Origin of the sequence: Dyella sp. 2RAB6, assembly GCF_052115385.1 — a bacterium.
Lineage (GTDB): Bacteria > Pseudomonadota > Gammaproteobacteria > Xanthomonadales > Rhodanobacteraceae > Dyella_D.
The window spans coordinates 456,525-474,335 of record NZ_JBFRGP010000002.1 but is presented as its reverse complement, the minus strand read 5'-3'; the positions used below and the strand labels follow the sequence as shown (position 1 = coordinate 474,335).

18 protein-coding genes are annotated in these 17,811 nt (G+C 64.5%); 9 read left to right on the top strand and 9 right to left on the bottom strand.

Features of this window, described 5'->3' with window-relative positions; all coding sequences use genetic code 11:
• The first annotated feature begins 57 nt into the window (after nucleotides 1-57).
• From AB4083_RS05730 to AB4083_RS05705, 6 genes are all read left to right on the top strand, one after another.
• Nucleotides 58-945: an HpcH/HpaI aldolase/citrate lyase family protein gene (locus tag AB4083_RS05730; protein ID WP_441606792.1), complete on the top strand. Its 888-nt coding sequence runs from the start codon at nucleotides 58-60 to the stop codon at nucleotides 943-945.
• Nucleotides 942-2,270: an arginine deiminase family protein gene (locus AB4083_RS05725; protein WP_441606791.1), complete on the top strand. Its 1,329-nt coding sequence runs from the start codon at nucleotides 942-944 to the stop codon at nucleotides 2,268-2,270. Before AB4083_RS05730 ends, AB4083_RS05725 begins: the two co-directional genes overlap by 4 nt.
• A complete protein-coding gene (locus tag AB4083_RS05720) occupies nucleotides 2,222-3,586 on the top strand; it encodes an aminotransferase class I/II-fold pyridoxal phosphate-dependent enzyme (protein WP_441606836.1) in 1,365 nt (454 codons plus the stop codon). Before AB4083_RS05725 ends, AB4083_RS05720 begins: the two co-directional genes overlap by 49 nt.
• Nucleotides 3,587-3,630: 44 nt before the next feature.
• Nucleotides 3,631-4,164 carry a MaoC family dehydratase gene (locus tag AB4083_RS05715; RefSeq protein ID WP_441606790.1) on the top strand — a complete coding sequence of 178 codons (534 nt, stop codon included), beginning with the start codon at nucleotides 3,631-3,633 and terminating at the stop codon, nucleotides 4,162-4,164.
• A 4-nt stretch (nucleotides 4,165-4,168) separates the two neighbouring features.
• Complete coding sequence (locus AB4083_RS05710) at nucleotides 4,169-5,173, top strand: NAD(P)H-quinone oxidoreductase (protein ID WP_441606789.1); 1,005 nt, start codon at nucleotides 4,169-4,171, stop codon at nucleotides 5,171-5,173.
• A gap of 82 nt (nucleotides 5,174-5,255) precedes the next feature.
• Nucleotides 5,256-6,863: an MBL fold metallo-hydrolase gene (locus AB4083_RS05705; protein ID WP_441606788.1), complete on the top strand. Its 1,608-nt coding sequence runs from the start codon at nucleotides 5,256-5,258 to the stop codon at nucleotides 6,861-6,863.
• 119 nt (nucleotides 6,864-6,982) lie between these two features.
• On the opposite strand, the gene AB4083_RS05700 is transcribed toward AB4083_RS05705, so the two are convergent.
• From AB4083_RS05700 to AB4083_RS05680, 5 genes are all read right to left on the bottom strand, one after another.
• Entirely contained in the window at nucleotides 6,983-7,576 is a 594-nt protein-coding gene (locus tag AB4083_RS05700) for a histidine phosphatase family protein (protein WP_441606787.1), read from the bottom strand.
• Between the two features lie 168 nt (nucleotides 7,577-7,744).
• Nucleotides 7,745-9,328 (bottom strand): Gfo/Idh/MocA family protein, encoded by a 1,584-nt coding sequence (locus AB4083_RS05695; protein ID WP_441606786.1) that lies wholly within the window; start codon nucleotides 9,326-9,328, stop codon nucleotides 7,745-7,747.
• 143 nt (nucleotides 9,329-9,471) lie between these two features.
• The gene (locus AB4083_RS05690) at nucleotides 9,472-9,972 is read right to left on the bottom strand and encodes an SRPBCC family protein (protein ID WP_441606785.1); all 501 of its coding nucleotides are present in this window, start codon (nucleotides 9,970-9,972) and stop codon (nucleotides 9,472-9,474) included.
• A complete protein-coding gene (locus AB4083_RS05685; RefSeq protein WP_441606784.1) occupies nucleotides 9,950-10,312 on the bottom strand; it encodes an ArsR/SmtB family transcription factor in 363 nt (120 codons plus the stop codon). The genes AB4083_RS05690 and AB4083_RS05685 overlap by 23 nt, the downstream gene beginning before the upstream one ends.
• Before the next feature lie 30 nt (nucleotides 10,313-10,342).
• Nucleotides 10,343-11,014: a Type 1 glutamine amidotransferase-like domain-containing protein gene (locus tag AB4083_RS05680; RefSeq protein WP_441606783.1), complete on the bottom strand. Its 672-nt coding sequence runs from the start codon at nucleotides 11,012-11,014 to the stop codon at nucleotides 10,343-10,345.
• A 175-nt stretch (nucleotides 11,015-11,189) separates the two neighbouring features.
• Between AB4083_RS05680 and AB4083_RS05675 the strand changes: the two genes are divergently transcribed.
• Nucleotides 11,190-11,924 carry a hypothetical protein gene (locus AB4083_RS05675; RefSeq protein WP_441606782.1) on the top strand — a complete coding sequence of 245 codons (735 nt, stop codon included), beginning with the start codon at nucleotides 11,190-11,192 and terminating at the stop codon, nucleotides 11,922-11,924.
• A 74-nt stretch (nucleotides 11,925-11,998) separates the two neighbouring features.
• On the opposite strand, the gene AB4083_RS05670 is transcribed toward AB4083_RS05675, so the two are convergent.
• Complete coding sequence (locus tag AB4083_RS05670) at nucleotides 11,999-12,928, bottom strand: alpha/beta fold hydrolase (protein ID WP_441606781.1); 930 nt, start codon at nucleotides 12,926-12,928, stop codon at nucleotides 11,999-12,001.
• A gap of 247 nt (nucleotides 12,929-13,175) precedes the next feature.
• On the opposite strand from AB4083_RS05670, the gene AB4083_RS05665 reads away from it, so the two are divergent.
• On the top strand, nucleotides 13,176-13,541 hold the full coding sequence (locus AB4083_RS05665) for a cupin domain-containing protein (RefSeq protein ID WP_441606780.1): 366 nt from the start codon (nucleotides 13,176-13,178) through the stop codon (nucleotides 13,539-13,541).
• 87 nt (nucleotides 13,542-13,628) lie between these two features.
• Here the strand turns inward: AB4083_RS05665 and AB4083_RS05660 are convergent, their stop codons facing one another.
• Complete coding sequence (locus tag AB4083_RS05660) at nucleotides 13,629-14,207, bottom strand: TetR/AcrR family transcriptional regulator (protein ID WP_441606779.1); 579 nt, start codon at nucleotides 14,205-14,207, stop codon at nucleotides 13,629-13,631.
• 112 nt (nucleotides 14,208-14,319) lie between these two features.
• On the opposite strand from AB4083_RS05660, the gene AB4083_RS05655 reads away from it, so the two are divergent.
• Complete coding sequence (locus AB4083_RS05655) at nucleotides 14,320-14,865, top strand: hypothetical protein (protein ID WP_441606778.1); 546 nt, start codon at nucleotides 14,320-14,322, stop codon at nucleotides 14,863-14,865.
• A gap of 195 nt (nucleotides 14,866-15,060) precedes the next feature.
• Here the strand turns inward: AB4083_RS05655 and AB4083_RS05650 are convergent, their stop codons facing one another.
• Both AB4083_RS05650 and AB4083_RS05645 read right to left on the bottom strand, forming a co-directional pair.
• The gene (locus tag AB4083_RS05650; RefSeq protein ID WP_441606835.1) at nucleotides 15,061-16,599 is read right to left on the bottom strand and encodes a GH39 family glycosyl hydrolase; all 1,539 of its coding nucleotides are present in this window, start codon (nucleotides 16,597-16,599) and stop codon (nucleotides 15,061-15,063) included.
• 176 nt (nucleotides 16,600-16,775) lie between these two features.
• Entirely contained in the window at nucleotides 16,776-17,726 is a 951-nt protein-coding gene (locus AB4083_RS05645) for a LysR substrate-binding domain-containing protein (protein ID WP_441606777.1), read from the bottom strand.
• Nucleotides 17,727-17,811 lie beyond the last annotated feature (85 nt).

Sequence of the window (17,811 nt, the reverse complement as noted above, 5' to 3'; positions counted from 1 at the left end):
TGCAGCACAGAGCCGGCATTTCAACTCAGAGAGAGTGTCAGCCGATGGGTGGTGAACATGAAAAAGTTCAGCCGTTATTGCCGATCGATCCTCTTCACGCCCGCGCTGGTGGCCGAGCGATCGGTCAAGGCAGATATCACGGACGCCGATATCGCCTTGATCGACCTTGAAGACTCCGTCGCCGCAGTCCACAAGGCCGAGGCCAGGAACCGGGCGGTGGCTTTCTTCTCCAGGCCGGCGATGACATCGCGCCGACGCGCGGTGAGGATCAACAATCTGGGCAGTGCCGATGGGCTGCTCGATCTGCTGGCGCTGTGCGGGTGCGCGTACAAGCCCGAAGTGGTGATGGTGCCCAAGGTCGAATCGCCGCGCGATCTGGAGATCGCCGGGAGCCTGCTGGGCGACGCGGTCGAGCTGATCGCGATCATCGAGACGCCGCTGGGCATCGAGAACATATCCGCCACGGTATCCACGCGGGCCCGTTTGACCGCGACGATCTTCGGCGCCGCCGATTTCGCGCTCACCACCGGCATGTCGATCGATTGGCAGTCACAGCACTACGCGCGTTCGCGCCTGGTCACGGCCACGCGCGGCGCGGGTTTGCATCCGCTCGAATCGCCTTGGTTCGACGTTCGCGACACGGAAGGCATGATCACCGCGGCCACGCGCGCCCGCGAGCTTGGCTATGGCGGCATGGCCGCGGTGCATCCGCACCAGGTACCGATCATCAACGAGATTTTTTCCCCTAGCCAGGATGACATCGATCGTGCGAAGCGCCTGGTCGCCGCGAGCGCCAGGGACGGCAGCGGAATATGCGTGATCGATGGGATCGCCGTCGGCGCGCCGTTCATCGAATCCGCGCGGCGCTTGCTGCAAGAGTTCGACGCGCCGCGGCCGATGGCCAGGGACTGTTACGAGGAACCAGCGAAAATGGGCGAGGCATGAGCGGCCTGACGAACAGGATGCCGCTCGAGCAAGCCGCCGTAGCGGCGAAGCCGTATGTGGTTTCCGACATCGCGCCGTTGCGGCGCGTGATCGTCAATGCGCCGTCGCCCGCCGATTATCACCTCGAGGTCGCGACCGGCAATTTCCTGCACTACAACCCGCCGCCGGTAGCGGCCGCGCGGCAGCACGCGCAACTCGAACGCCTGCTTGCGGCGTCCGGCGCGGAAGTGCTCTCGATGGAGCGGCTGCTGGACGAGGCGATCGAGGAAGCCCGCAACGAAGGACAGTTCGCGACCTGGCTGCGCGCCTCTCTGCCCCGGCTCGCGCCTTGGGTCGGCTCGGCGACCGGTGCAACGCTGCTGGCCCGGGCCGGGCACGTGCAATTCCAGACCGATGCCGAGGGCGTCTACCGCCATATCGTCGACCACCGTCTCGGGCTGGTGTTCACCCGCGACCTGGCCGTCATGACGCCACGCGGATGGATACTCGGCAACTTCATCTCGCCTTCGCGGCGAGGCGAGGCTTCGCTCATGCGGTTCGCGGCGGAATTCTCGCCCTCGCTGCGCAAATATCCGGTGCTGTTCGACGCCCTCGAAGCGGGACTTTGCCTGGTGGGTGGAGACGTGCAGGTCGTAGACGAGCGGACTTTGATGGTCGGGGTCGGCCATTGCACGGATCCGCGCGCTGCCCCGCTGCTGGCCAAGCGGCTCGAGATGGACGTGATCGCCGTGCGGATGCGCGGCGACGATACGGTGCGGTGGAGGCCGGACGATAGCGTTCTGGCGCATATGTTCCTGCACCTGGACAGCTGTTTCACGCGCGTGGACGACAAGCTCGCGGTGGCCCTGCCCTATTTCCTCGAAGCCGAATATGCCGATCGGGATCCGCTGACCCGGTTTCTGAAAGGCTTGCTGGTGGAGCCCACCGTGGACCCCAAGCAGGCGGACGCCGCCATCGCCAACCTGGCGGGCATCGGATGGGTTCGTCGCTACCGCGCCGGAAGCGGCGATGTGGATGACAGCTGCGAAGGGATGAAGCTGGTGGACCTGGTCCGCGCATGGGGCTGGCAGGTGGACTTCGTCGGCGGTGCCACGGACGCGCTCGACCTGGAGCATTTCTTCCGCGTGGTGCTCGCCGAGCACGACAAGCAAGCGTCGAACCTGGTGGCCACTGCGCCCGGCCGGGTGCTCGCGTATGCCGATGCGCCGCGCACCCATTCGGCGCTGCAAGCCCGCGGCGTCGACGTGCAGACCTTCGATGGCCGTGATCTTTGGCCGTGGTGGGGCGGACCGCACTGCCTGACCTTGCCTTTGGAGCGTGGATAAGCCGTCCCGCGCACCCCTTTCCCTTCGCATCGGCGCGCCGTCCGGGCGTAGCGCCGACGCCCACCAGCCAGGAGACCGCCATGAACGAGAGCGACTCGAACGAAATCGTCGGACCCCATCGTTATCGGAATGCCGAAGCCATGCTCGCCCATGGCGAGCGGGTGTGGCTGCGTGCGGCGGACAGCGGATTGCTCAATATCCAGGTCGACCACGAGTCCAACGATCGCCTGATCGTCCGCGATACCGGACACGAATTCACCTTGCTGTGCTCTTGCTCGTACCTGGGCCTGAACCACCATCCGAAGATCATCGAGGGTGCGGTGTCCGCGCTGCGCAAGGCCGGGACCACCGGCCTGTCGATCGCGGAGGTGCGGGTCCGGCTGAACCTGCTGGTCGAACTGGAGGAAAGCCTGCGCGATCTCTACGGCGCGCCCGCGCTGCCCGGCGTGAGCTGCAGCGTGCTCACCGCCGGGATCCTGCCGCTGATCGCCTCCGGACACATCGGCGGCGGCGCCGGCGGACCGCGAGTGATGGTCTTCGATCGCTTCTGCCACTTCTCGATGGCCTACATCAAGCCGATCTGCGGGGACGAAGCCTTGGTGCTGAATTGCCCGCACAACGACTTGAACTATCTGGAAGATATCTGCAAGAAATATCCGCGCGTGGCCTATGTCGCCGACGGCGCCTACTCCATGGGCGGACGCACCGCGCTGGAGGGCTTGATCGACCTGCAGAACCGCTACGGGCTGTTCCTCTATTTCGACGACTCCCATGCGCTGTCGATCGATGGCCCGCGTGGCGAGGGCTATGTCCGTTCCAGGATTGAGATGAACCCCTTGACCATGATCGTGGGTTCCCTGGCCAAGGCTTTCGGTGCGTCGGGCGGCGTCGCCATGCTCGGCAGCGAGCGCGATTTCCAGTTCCTCTATCGCAATGCCGGTCCGGTGACCTGGTCGCAGAACATGGACGTGGCCGCGGTAGGTGCCTGCCTCGCGAGCGCGGAACTGCACCGCACGCCGGAACTCGGCCAGCTGCAGGCGAAGCTGCAACGGAACATCGATGTCTTCGATCAACGGTTCCCCACCCGCTTCTCCGGCAACGGCTTGCCCATCCGCCTGATCGACGTGGGCGACGAGGATCTGGCGGTGCGCTTGTCCGAACAGCTCTACCGCGCGGGCTACTACTGCTCGGCGGTGTTCTTTCCGATCGTCGCGCGAGGTGCGGCCGGTGTCCGGGTGATGCTTCGCGCCGATCTGGCAGCCGATCGCCTGGACCATTTCTGCGACGCCGTCGAATCATCGATGGCCAGCGCATGAGCGCCATGCCGTCAGGAGAGCAGCCGTCAGGAGAACCTGTGCAGATGGATCGAGACGATCGTTTATGGGGTTACCGGGCCGTCGGCGAGAACCGCTATCGCGAGGTCATCGGCTTTTGCTACGACGACTTCCGCCCGGGCGATGTGTTCGAGCACCGTCCAGGACGCACGCTGGGTGAATCGGACAATCTGTTGATGGCCGGGTTCAGCATGAACCCTTCACCGCTGCACATCGATGCCGAGTATTGCGCGCATACGCCGTGGAAACGGCCGCTGATGTCCAGCCTGGTGACCTTCAGCATCGTCTGCGGCATGAGCGTACGCAGCACCAGCGGCCGCGCGCTCGCCAACCTGGGTTGGGACAAGGTGCGCCTCACCCACCCGGTCTTCGCGGGCGACACCATCTATGCGGAGAGCGAGATCCTGGCCAAGCGGCTTTCGGAGACCCGGCCGGGCGCAGGGATCATCAGTTGCCGGACGCGGGGACTGCTGTCCACGGGCGAAGTCTTCCTCACTTTCGAGCGCAGCTTCCTGGTGCCGACGCGCGGCCATGAGACCGAAGACCAGGCGGGGTACTGAGCGGATGTTAGCCATCGTCTACGAAGGCAGCGGCGGTCCGGAGGTCATTGCGCGGCGCGAGTTGCCCATGCCGGTGTGCACGCCGGACATGCTGCTGGTGAAGGTGCATGCCAGCGCCCTCAACCGGGCCGATGTGCTGCAGCGCGAAGGGGAATACGAGATACCCGCCGGGCAGTCGACCATTCCCGGCGTGGAAATCGCGGGCACGGTGGAAGCCTGGGGTGAGAATGTCTCGGGTTTCACCCGCGGCCAGCGCGTCTACGGCGTGGTAGAGGGCGGCGGCTTTGCCGAGTTCTGCCTGCTCGACCGCCTTATGGCCAACCTGATTCCCGACGGGGTCAGTTTCGAAGAGGCCGCGGCGACGGCCGAGTCCTTTCTGACCTGCAACGAAACCCTGTTCGAACTCGGCGGACTGGCGCCGGGCGACAGTGTGCTCATCCATGCCGGCGCCAGCGGCATCGGCACCACCGCGATGCGGATGGCCTTGCACGTCGGGGCGCGGCCGATCTGCACCGTCGGTTCCCCAGCCAAGGCCGCTGCGCTGCGCGGGCTCGGCGCCGCGGAGGTCATCGAATACAGGAAACAGGATTTCCTCGCCGAGGTGCTGCGCCTGACCGACGGCGCGGGCGTTGCGCTGGTCCTGGATTTCGTTGGGGGCGCGTATCTGGAGCGCAACCTGCGCGCGCTTCGCCTTGGCGGATGCATGGTGTCGGCGGGACTGCTGGACGGACTGTCGGCGGAAATCGACCTGCTGTTCGTGATCGAGCGCCGTCTGCAGATCAAGGGTTCGTCGCTGCGGCTACGCCCGATGGCCGAGAAGCGCGGCGTGAACGCGCGCTTCCGCCAGCGTTGGCTCAAGCCCCTGCAGCAGGGCGAAATAAGTCCCGTCATCCACGCCACGTATGCCCTTGCCGATATCGCGCTGGCCCAGCACGAGATGGAGCAGAACCGGAACATCGGCAAGATCGTGCTGGCGGTTCGCGATACGGAAGGAACATCGCTGCTGTGAACGACACCATCCGTTGCGCGCGATCCCGGCGTGCCGTTCGCCGCGAACCCGCCTGCGATCCGATTTCCGCCATGGAGAAAGCATGAACGTCACCGCCGCCGACAACGACCTGGTATGCCTCGCACGCGATACCAAGCTCGAGCCGCTGGTCTTCCGCTGGTATGCCTGGGGCCATCTGGTCTCGCCGGTGCAACTGGCCCTGTCGCTGGCCTTTCGCCACCTGCCGATGCTGAAATCGTTCATCACCAATCCGGCGGTGCACGAGGCGGCGAGGAAGAACCCGAAGATGCTCGGCGGGTCTTTTCTGGAGCTGGGCCAGGGTGACCTGCCGGCCGTGCGCGCATTGCAGCAGGACATCCTGACGCGCGGAGCGGATCTGCTCGGTTTCGCCGAAGATCTGATCAAGCTGGATCGCCAGCTGCAAAAAAGCGAAACCGGTTTCAGCCTCGACCACCATTACGACGCGCTGCCCGCATCGCTCGCGGGCCTGGTGGAGGCCAACTACGACCTCAATCACCATCCTTCGCTGCGCGTGCTCGAGGAATTGATCTACCGGGGCGAACTGGCCGGCACGGCGGCTCAGGAAATCGCTTTCTGCAAGACGCCGGACGCGGAGCGCAATTTCTTCATCAACACACCGCGGCTGGACGGCGAGGACCGCTTCGTCGTGCCGCTGCCGTTCGACAGCGCCGCATACGATCTGGTGTCCCGCAGCCGGCTATCGCCGGTCCCGTTCGGCGTCCTGGCTGATGCGCTAGGTGTCGCCGACGATGCCGCGCGCACGCGGCTGCGCGGCTATTTCGCGCAAACGCCGCCGCCGCGCAAGGAACCGGATTTCGCTGGCGAAGGAGTGCGTGTGCGCTACTTCGGACACGCCTGCGTGCTGGTGCAGAGTGCCGAGGTCTCAGTGCTGATCGATCCTTTCCTGGCCTGGGACGGCGACAGCGACGACCGGCTCACCTTCCACGACCTGCCGGACCGCATCGACTATGTTTTCCTCACCCACAATCACCAGGACCATTTCAGCGTCGAGACGCTGCTGCAGCTACGCGACCGTATCGGGACGATCCTGGTGCCGCGCAACAACGCCAACAGCCTGGCCGACCCGTCGATGAAACTCGCGCTGCAGGCCATCGGCCAGCCGCGCGTGCAGGTACTCGACCCGATGGAGCGCGTGGCGATTCCCGGCGGCCACCTTACCGCCTTGCCTTTCTACGGCGAGCACGCCGATCTGAGCATCGCCAGCAAGCACGGCCTGCATGTGGATTTGCAGGGCAGGACGATGATGTTTCTGGCGGACTCCGACGGCAAGGATCGCGCGCTCTATCGGCGCATCGTGCAGAGGTTGGGCAAGGTCGATACCTTGTTCATCGGCATGGAGTGCGATGGCGCGCCGCTCACCTGGCTCTACGGCCCTTATTTGAGCCAGCCGATCAGCCGCAAGGACGACGACTCGCGGCGTTTGTCCGGATCCGGTAGCGAGAATGCCTGGAGGATCGTGGAGGAAATCGGTTGCACGACGGCTTACGTCTACGCCATGGGACAGGAGCCCTGGTTGCGCTTCGTGGCTGGCTTGCAATACACGCCGCAGAGTAAGCAGATCGTCGAGTCGGACAAGTTCATCGGTCGCTGCAGGGAGGCTGGACTGACGGCGGAGCGGCTGTATGGATCGCGGACGATGCGGATTTGAGCGCTGTCGGCTGGGATATCGAGGTTTCGGTGCGCAGAGCACGGGCACTCGCCGCGCTTGCCCCTGGCCACGGCAAAAGTCTATCTGGTGGCGTCTGCCAAACCGATGGGAAGGCAGTCTTACTGCTGCAAATTCCACCTGATGATGGCCCGCACCTCGCGCTCGAAGCCGAGGATGCTGACCGCTGCGGGATCCAGCGCGAGATGCTCACCTAGCGAAGGCTCATTGGTGGTCCAGACGGATGCGAGCGCTCGTAGGAAGTGTGCGTGTGAAAACAGCGCGATGTTGCTCGCATCGCGGCCCAGCAAGCGGTCGATCAAGGCCTGCGCGCGCACGCCGATCTGCACGGCACTCTCGCCATCGGGAATGGACGACGTCCATACGGACCAGCCGGGCTCCTCCGCGCGGATATCTACCGTCTTTCGCCCTTCATAGATGCCGTAGTTCCATTCGTGCAGGTCGGGTTCGATCTCAGCCTGCCCTCCGAGGTCGGCAAGACGGCAGGTTTCTCTGGCCCGTTGCATCGGGCTGGTCAGCACGACGTCAAACTTCTGTGTCGCGAGAAGCCGTGCCAGCGCGGACGCCTGAGTGCGGCCTCGCTCGGTCAAGGCGATGTCAGTGGTGCTGGTGTGCCGACCGGATTTGCTCCATTCGGTTTCACCGTGGCGAATCAGCCAGATGTTCGGTCCAGGCTTCAAGGTTGCAGTGCTCATGGCGGTAGCGTGCGGATCGGGGCTGGTGTTGCTGGTGTTCCGGCCAGCCGTTATTGCTTCCCGGGGTGCACTACGGTGAATCCAGATGCCCGATGCCACGCGGGCCGGGCGGCTTGCTCTACGATTGGAGGGCGCTGGCATCGATCCCGGGTGGGCTGTCTTGCTGTTTTAGAGAACCCACCCTTCGCGATACTCACGCCGCAGAAACGCATTCGCGCCCGGCATGTTGGTGACGCGCATGTTCGCCGCGTCGTACTCGATCCTGCCGCCAGCGCGAAGAGACACTATGCCCAGCAGCATGACCTCGGTCAGTCGTGCGGCGTACGAGAACGGCGACGACGCTTCCGCCTTCCCCTTGCAGGCGTCCACCCAGTTCATCTCGTGCGAGGTCTTGATGCGCGCGTACTTCTGCGGCGGCGTACCCACCGAATCGTGCAACGATTGCGGCAGCAGGCGCGGGTTAGCGCCGTAGGTCTCGTGGATCAGTTTGCCCTTGTCTCCTACGTACAGGACGCCGCCGTCCTTGCTCATCTGCCCTGCCCCCAGCTCTTTCAGCCCTGGCGGCAGCAGCGCGCCGTCATACCAGGTGAGCTTCACCGGTGGCCTGCTGCCGTGTGCCGGGAAGTCGTAATGCGTCATCGTCGCCATGGGGTACGACGCGTTGTTGAATGGCGTCGAGGTGGTCTCCACGGAGGTCGGAAAGCCCAGGTCCAGCGACCAGAACGGGGAATCGATCAGGTGCGCGCCCATGTCGCCGATGGCACCCACGCCCCAATCCACCCAGCCGCGCCAATTGAACGGGTGATACGCGGGGTGGTAGTCGACGACGGGGCCGGGGCCAAGGAAGAGATCCCAGGCCAGCCCTTCCGGCTTCGGATAGTTGCCGGCCATCGCATTGGCGAGCCGATCCATCACCGCGTCCTCGTTCCAGTTCGAGCCGTCCGGCTGCGGCCTGGTCTGCGGGCGTGGAATGCCCTGCGGCCAGTAGGCCAGCGGGCGATTCGTCCAGACGTGGACCTCGCGAACATCGCCGATCGCCCCGGCCGCGATGTACTCGTTGATTAACCGGGCGTCGTCGGAAGAATGTCCCTGGTTTCCCATCTGCGTGACCAGCTTGGGATTATCTTTCGCCTTCCTGGACAGCTCGCGGGCCTCGTAAATCGACCAGGTGAGCGGCTTCTGCAGATACACGTGCTTGCCATGGCTCATCGCCGCGCTGGCGATTACCGCATGCAGATGATCCGGCGTCGCAATGACCACCGCGTCGATGTCCTTCTGCTGTTCGAGCATCCGGCGGTAGTCGGTATAGCGCCTGGCCGAACTGAACTTGCCGGAAAGCAGCCTGGTCTGCGCGATCTCGTCCTGCAGCTCCCGGCGTTCTTTGGCGCTCTGGGCCTGGCCCAGGCGTGCCTGCGTTTTTCCCAGGCCGTCGACCATCCCGCGAAAGGACTTGTCCGTATAGCCCCAGTCCACATCGCACAGGGCGACGATGTTCTCGCTGGCCAGTGCGCGCATGTTGTGCATGCCCATGCCGCCGACACCGATGCCGGCAATGTTCAATCGATCGCTCGGCGCCGTATGGCCGGGTCCGCCCAGGACGTGGCGGGGCACGATCATCAGCCCGGCCGCGGCGATGGCCGTGCCGGTGAGGAATTCACGGCGTGTGATCTTGCCGCTTGCCGCGGTATTCCCGGGGATTTCCCCGGCGCGGTGGTCCTGCTGTTCTTTCGCGACTTTCGATTCGTCCGTCATGGGCGTTGCGACCCCGGGGCTGGATATCGATATCCGATACCCAGCATTCTGGCCGCAACGTGATCAGGGGATCAAGGTGGCCGGGACAGTCGCAGCGTCAGGCGCTACGTATCACAATCATCCACACCCATGGATCATCGCTGTCACGATCTGCCCGCGAGCAACTCATCCAGCTGCGCGAACTGCTCGGGCAGGCCTTCCGCCGAACCGGCGAGGGCTTCGTCGAGGGCCGCTTCGGTGGGATAGAGCTCGTGAAAGGTGACCAGCGTCTTGCCGGCGTTTTCTTCGAACGTCACCGTGGTCAGGGCACCCTGATCGCTCTCTTCGTTCGTCCACACGATGCGCTTGTTCGGCGTGACTTCCTTGTAGGTGCCGAAGAACGCCATCGGTTGATCGAAGGCCGGGTGGCGGAACACGAGGCGATACGTGCCCCCGGTGCGAATATCCATCTCGCTGGAGAGCAGCGACATGCCCGCCGATTTCGGAACCCACCAGAGCTTGAATAACTCGGGCTTGCTCCATGCTTCGAAGACAAGGTGCACCGGGGCGTCGAAGGTTCGCGTCACCACGAGTTCGCGGTCGGACTTGCGCTCCACGGCGGTGCGGTTCGTGGCGGCGGAACTACTTTCTTTTGCGTTGGACACGTGCCTTCTCCTCGCTTTTCAGGTGTTCGACAAGCTGGTCCAGCGCGTCGAAGCGCGCGCTCCAGAGTTGACGGTGCTGCTCGATCCAGGCGGCCTCTTCTTCCAGCCGGCGCCGTCCGAGCTTGCAGGTTCGTACGCGTCCGACCTTCTCCGTGGTCACCAGCCCCGCCTGCTCCAGGATGCTGACGTGTTTCTTCATGCCCGTAAGGGTCATGCGAAACCGTTGGGCAAGGTCGGTGATCGAGGCGTCCGAACCCCCGAGCTGCTCCAGCACGCCGCGCCGGGTGACATCGGCGAGCGCGGCGAAGGTGGCGTCGAGGCGGGCTTGATACTGAACCATATGGTTCACTGTAAGGCGCGGACCGCTGATTTACAAGCGCTCGAAGAGCTTCCAATGCCCCTCGGAGACGACCTCGACGACACCGTCCACCACCTTGATGGCCGTGCCGTCGTCCAGTGCATACCCCGGCACCGGTATGCGCGCGGCCCACTTCTCGGCATCGGCCATGGTGTTGTCCGGACACATGGCGTTGTCCAGGTGCGGGAAGATCGAGAAACCAACCATGCCCAGCGCGCTGTCGCCGCCAGCGGCCGGCTTCCATCCCACGAATTCCTCGCCGACGTGCGGGGCCATCACCATGCTGCCGGCGCTCAGTCCGACGTAGACCGTCCTGTTGAGCGACGGGAACAGATCCGCCAGGCCGGATTCGCGCATCCAGTGGTGCAGATACAGGACGTCGCCGCCGCACACCAGCAGGGCATCGGTCTCCCGCACCAGGGGAATCCAGTTCTCCTTGTCGATACTGGGCAGCGCAGTCAGCTCGAGCATGCCGACGGACTTCCATCCCAGTTCGACCATGGGCGTCGGTGTCTGCCCTGCAATCTGGCGCCACGTCATGACCGCGGTCCGGGGCAGCATGCCGTACATCGCGGTGGGAATGCACAGGGCGGTGCACTCGGCGATGGGCTTGCCCAGCATGTCGACAAGCGTGTCGCGGATGCTCCGGTTGCTGACGCCGCCGGAGGTGAGGAGAAGCTTCATCGTGCCGTCCTTTTCATCGGGCGAATCGCCTCCCGTTTGAACTTAGCACTGAATCTCCGGCGCTTCTCCATCGAACAGCTCCATGCGAGGATGGCCCTCGCTTCAGCGGGCGTGAAATCAGTGGCGGCTCAGATCCATGGAGCTCCTCGAAATATTCTGAATGTGGAGCGCGGCCATGAATACACGACCACCACCCACATCCGCCGAACGCCTGGCGGCTCGCCAGGCCAGTTCGGCGTCGATCACCAAGCAGCTGATCGTCCTCGCCATGGGGATGGCCGGCGCAGCAACTATTGCCGGGATCCTGGGCCAGGTAACGGAGCAGTCGAATCCGATCTGGGCGCTTCCGGTCATCGTGTCGGGGGTTTTCTGCTTCATCGGATTTCTGGCCACGATGAGCTGGACCATGCGCTCGACCATGGGCATCGCGCCGCGGCCGGTCGTGACCGGTGGGCTGTACCTGACCGCGTTGCTGCTCGTGGGCGGTGTCGTAGCCTACGCCAGCGCAGTCCCTCCTGCCGCCTATCTGACGCCACTCGCGTTGGCGTTCGCGCTGGCAGCGCTGATCGCGATCGGTGCGCTGCGGCGTCGGGCCAGGATCGCGAAGATCGCCGCGCTGCGACGCGGCACCCACGCCCAGGGCACCGTGACCGACGACGGACTCGCCGCGTTCGCGAGCACCCCCAACCTCAAGATCACCACGGTCACGGTGTCGTTCCGCGATGCCAGCAACGTCGAGCGCTGGGTCAGGGTCCCGGCCACTCAGGCGCCCGGTCGGCCGATCGCGGTGGGGGACAGCGTCGATGTGTGGTTCGACGCTGCCGCACCGGGCGACATCGGCCGCATCGTGGTCGCGCACGACAACGGCGCCTCGCGCATTGCTCCGGGCATGCCATCAAAGCCAGCATAGGGCGTCGTTATCCGTAGAGGCCCGGCTAAGCTCGCCCTGCGTCAAGAGCAAACAGGACGTCGCGCTCGAGCATCCTAATCGGCGAAGTCCATCACCGCCTTGATCGTCGCCTCGGGCATTTCTTCCATCAACCAGTGCCCGGCGCCTGGAATGACGAGCTCCGTGACGTCGTTCGCCGCATGGCGCATTTCGGTGGCCATATTCGAGCCGAACGATTTCTCGCCGCCGATCGCCAGCACCGGCATCGTCAACTTCGTCTTGATCGACTCCGCGTTCGCTTCGGCGTCATTGGGAAAAGCCTCGAATTGCGCGAACGCCGCCTTCATCGCACCGGGTAGCGCGTACAGGCTCGCGTAGTGTGCGCGAGTGGCTTCGTCGATCCTGGCTGGATCGCCCGAGAACTCGTTCCAGAACCGGTCCAGGTAGATGCGTTCGCGCCCCTGCACCAGCCGCAACGCATCCGGACTGGTGAAATGATGGTGCCATTGGCTGGGTAATCTCGACAGTTGCTCCCACGGCGGGATTCCGGGGATAGGCACATCCATCACCACCAACTTGATCGTCTTGTCCGGATAGCGCGCCGCGTAGGCGTAGGCAACCATTGCGCCGAGGTCGTGTCCGACGACGATGGCGTGGTCGATGCCGAGAGCTTCCAGCACCATCCGGATGTCGGCGGCCTCATTCGTCTTCTCGTAACCGTTGTCGGGTTTAGCGGACCAGCCCATGCCACGCAGATCCGGAACGACGACGCGGTGATTCCTGGCCAACGCCACGGCCAGCGGCTCCCACATGTCGCCCGTATCGCCGAAGCCGTGGATCAGCACCACCGCAGGGCCCGTGCCACCGACACGCACATGGATGGTCGTGCCGTTGGCTTGGACTTCCTGCGACTTGAAGCTGGCCGGAAACGGTCTGGGCTGCGCTGCCGCAGGCGCGTGCCATGCCAGCGCCGCTGCTGCGAGTAAACCGGCGCCTAGCATCGTCTTGATCCTGGTGTGCATCATTGACCTCTCGGTTAATGGGATCTGGCGCTCCGCTCCGTAAGAATCGAAGCTTCGGACTTCGTTAAAATGCTAGATGCGGCATGCCGCGGCCAGTAGCGCCGCACCCAAGCGCACGGTGTTTCCGCGCCGGCACCAATCGCCTCTGCAGTGCGGCACACCGGCAATTTCCGGCCATCATCCGCATCGGTTGCGGGTATCTTTATCCGGCTGACCGCGCCGGCCGGCCACGATCATGAAGGAGGCACTTATGCTTGAAACCACCCATCTGCTGAAGTCGTTTGACCGTGTGACCGACTATTGGTCGCCGAAGGTGATCGGGCGCGTCAACGATCAATACCTCAAGGTCGCCAAAGTCAAGGGTGAGCTCGTCTGGCACGCGCATGCCGAAGAGGACGAACTCTTTCTGGTGATCAAGGGCCGGCTGAGGATCGAATTCGAAGGGCATGCCGTCGACCTCGATGAGGGCGACATGCTTACCGTCCCGCGTGGAGTCAGGCATAACCCCGTCGCAGAGGAGGAGTGCTGGGTTGTGCTGATCGAGCCGGTGTCGACCAAGCACACAGGCGACGTGCAGACCGAGCGCACGCGTACTCTGGAAGAGCAGCTCCGCTAGCAAGGCAGCAAGGGCCTTCGCTCCTGAAGAGGGATTTCAGAAGCGAGCGCGGCGCGGCGGCCCCCGGGTCGCGTCGCGCTTCCCGGTCTAGCGTATGCCGGGCGGCGCGAGCCGCTTCAATGCGCTCGCCGCAATGTCGCTGAAGACCTTGGCATCGTCACGGGCCCGCGCCGCCAACATCGCCCCATACACCGTGGCCATGAACGCCTCGGCCTCCTGGCGAGCGGATCCCTGCAACTGGAAGCGTCCCAGTTGCGCGCCGCGGGTCATCACGACCTCCAGCCAGTTGGACAGGTCACGGAAATGCGCGCGCACTTCTTGAGCCACGTCCGCCGGCAGCGTCGGCAATTCGCAGGCGAGCATGCCTGCCACGCAGAACGGCGCGGAGGCATCGGCGATGCACTTTTCCCAATATCCCGTGTACATGCGCAGCTGTGCATCGGGATCAAACGCGCCTTCGTCGAGCCTGCGCGTTTGCTCCGCGATGGCGGCGCGAGACTGCTCCACAACGGCCTTCGCCAGGTCGGACTTGGCGGGGAAATGGTGGTGGATGCTTGCCTTGCGGACCTGCACCTGCTCGGCGACATCGGCATAGCTGAAGCCGTTGTAGCCCCGGGTCTGGATCAGATAGCGGGCCGAATCAATGAGTTTCTGTTGCGTAGTCATGGAAGCCATTCTACCACTAGGTAGGTCTAAGTATGTGAGTGGCCACACAGCGCCACCTTGACTACGTAACCTACCTACTAGTAGGGTTACTCACCCTCCTACGGAAACTCCCATGAATTCCCTGCGTAACTTCTATCTCCTCCGCTCCGGGGCCGCCTTTGCGTGGGTCGTCCTCGCCTTCCTCTCCGTCTCGGCTCCAGCACCTGTCGTGGGCGCCCTGCTGGTGATCTATCCCGCCTGGGATGCGCTCGCCAATGTCATCGATGCCCGCCGCAACGGTGGTCTCAAGGTCAATCCCGGGCAGAAGTTCAATGCACTCACCAGTATCGTCGCCGCAGCGAGCATGGCCGTTGCCTTTGTGCTGCGCGGCAATGCGGGCGGCGTGCTGGTGTTCGGCGTGTGGGCGCTTCTTGCTGGCCTGTTCCAGCTGGCCGTCGGCATTCGCCGCCGCAAGCTCGGTGGCCAGGTTTTCATGATGATCAGCGGCGCGCAGTCGGCCCTGGCAGGCGTCATCTTCGCGGCCAAGTCTTTCGGGGCAGCGCCCACGATTGCCGAGCTCGCACCTTATGCCGCGTTCGGTGGCGTGTATTTCCTGTTGTCCGCGCTTTGGCTCACCTTCAAGCGCAGCCGCACCGACGTGGGTGTGGCTGTCGAGTGACCGTCGCATGATGGCTGGCAGGTCCGCTCTTCGTTCGACTGCGTTGAGCGTTCCACCCATGCCGGCGCGCTGTATCCATGTGGCAGCGTCATCTACGGCAGGCCGCAGAACCGATCGGTTGCGACTCCCCTTCCCCGCGGCACGCGAGGAAGGGGATCATCCGCTGCGGAAAGACTCGTGCAGGTGCGGCCCGGCTCAGCGAGCGCCCACGGGCGCAAGCTCAAACAGCACCACATCGTTATCGTGCATCGGGATCGTCATCTCACCGGTGCCTGACGTGCCGACCTGCATTTTGCTGGTGACGGGGCGGTCCGCGGTCAGCTCGCGCAGTTCTTGCAGTTGATGCGTGCCCAGCGCAGACGGCGAGCCCATTCGCAGATACGCGGTGTAAGCATCGTTGGCGTCGAAGCCGGTGCGATGGATCGTGATCAGATAATTGCCTGGCCGCAGACCTTTAAGGCCAAGCCTGACGCCGGCCGCCGGCGCAGCGGGTTGCACGCGCGTGTAGAAGGAACGGTTGCTCTGCAACTGCTTCGGCTGCTGGAAATGCCATACCAATAATTTGAAGGTGTCGCCATCCCGCGTTGCGATGCTTTCCGCGTCTCCGGTAACCAGCGCCTGCCTGCCGAGCTGGTTGAGATACTTGTAGGCAAAGTACGCGGGCTTGCGGATGCCCTGCGGATTGAGCAAGCCGAAGCCGCCCTGGAACGGCGCGGTGGGCGGTCCGGGTTCTTCGAACAGGTCGCTGAAGGTCCAGTAGCTCATGCCCTGCGCCTGGCCGTCCACCGCCTTGAGCTTGCTCAGGATGTAGGCGGCGCTGAGGTAGGCGTCGTGCACGGCGTCGCGCGGGGTATAGCTGGTGCTCCACTCAGTGAAGTACAGCGGCAGGCCGGGGCGCGTGGACGCTTGAATCTGCTGCCGGACCCGGCGCACGTCGCCGGCGATGGCGTCGGGCGAAGGCGACAGCTTGGTGTCTTGCTTGCCCTGCTCGTCGAGAAAACCGCCATCCACGCCATAGGTGTGCGTGCTGATGAAATCGAGCGGCACATTTTCTTTCGCCACATGAGCGATGAACTCCGGCACCCAGGCCGCGCCGGCCGTGGCGGGGCCGCCCACCTTCAATTGCGCATCGACGCGCTTGAGCGCGCGGGCGGTCGCGTCGTACAGCTCGAAGTAGGCTGCCTGGTCCGCACCTTCCCAGAAGCCGGCGAGATTGGGTTCGTTCCAGACCTCGTAATACCAGCGGCGGACTTCCTCGCGGCCATAGCGCTGTTGCATATGGCGCGCGAAGGCATCGACCAGCGCAGTCCATTTCGCCAGGTCCGGATGCGATGTGTTGCCCTTCCAATAGAAGACGTGCTGGTCGGAGGTCTTCATCGCTTCCGGCGTGAAGCCGAGTTCGACGAAGGGACGGATGCCCATGGCGAGGAGCCTGTCGTACAACGCGTCGAGCTTGGTCCAGTCGTAGACGGGCTTGCCGTTCTCTTCGCGGTAGGTGCCGAGCACGTCGTGGAAGACGGCGTGGAAGCGGATATAGCGAAAACCCAGCTCGTCACGCACCGTCCTGAGCTGGGCAAGACTGTCGTCGCGCAGCAAGGTGCCGGGGTAGTCCGAGCCGATGGAGAGGGTTTCGAAGCCGCTGCGCGGCGTCGTCGGTCCAGTGACGTCGATGGAAATCGGGCGGTCCGGCGTTGCCGCGTGGACCACGCCTTGCAGCATCAGCAGCAGCGCCATCGCCCTCGCGGCACCACGATTCATCCGTCCGGTCACGAACCATCTCCCTGGCAGCCAGTGCCGCCGGAGTGTATCGGCGTGCCCGGGATACGCGGTGAGCAGTGCGCGCCGGCTGGCGCAAAACGTAAATCGGCTCGGCGGATATCGCAAAGCCAGCAGTGACGCTGGCCGCCCGCCTACCCTGCACTCCCATAGGCTTCGCGGCCCGCGCGGCGCAAGGTCTCGATCATCAGCGCAGCGGCAGGCGAAGGCAGCTTGTCCGAAGCGATGATCAGCCCGAAGTCATCCATCCTGCAATCCATCGGCAGCGGCAGGATGTCCAGCATGCCGTGCGCGGCGTAATAGTCGGCGACGTCCTTGGCCAGCACCGCGATCATGTCGCTCTGCTCCAGCGCGCGGGTAATGAACAGCAGCGCCGCCGTCTCCACGATGTCCGACGGCGGCGCCAGGCTGGCGCGCTGGAACATCAGCTCGAAGCGATGGCGCAGCACGCTACCCGCCGGCGGCACGATCCAGCTGCACGGCTGCACGTCGGCCAGGCGCAGCGGCCTCCCCGTGGACAAGGGATGGCCGCGGCGAACGACCGCATGCACCGGCTCGCTGGCCAGCGGCTCATAGTGCAGGCGCAGCTTGTCGTGCTCCGGGAACAGGCGCCCGACCACGATATCGAGCTTGTCCTGCGCCAGGCGTTCGAGCAGGACATTGCTGGTGTCGACGTCGACCGTGATGCGGATATTGGCGTGCATGCGCTTGACCGCCGCCACGGCGGCCGGCAACAGGCGCACCCCCGCCGAGGTGATCGCACCCAGCGCGACTCGCCCCAGATGTCCCGCCCGCAAGGCGCCGAGTTCTTCCTGGGCCTGGTCCAGGCTGCCCAGGACGGCGCGCGCGTGGCGGATCAGGGCGTCGCCATAGAGCGTCGGCCGCATGCCGCGCGGCATGCGCTCGAACAAGGGGGCGTCCAGCATGTCTTCCAGTTCGCGCAGCAGCTTGGAGGCGGCCGGCTGGGTGATGCTGAGCGCCGCCGCCGCGCGGTGGATGTTGCCTTCTTCCGCTAGCGCCACCACCAGCAGCAGTTGCCGGGTTTTCAGGCGGGTGCGTATGTACCAGGGGCTGGCTTGCAACATGGCTGGACGATACCGATATCGATTTGAATATGTAAGGCGTCGGATTACTCATTGGTAGGTTATCAGTCCACTTTCTAGACTGCAG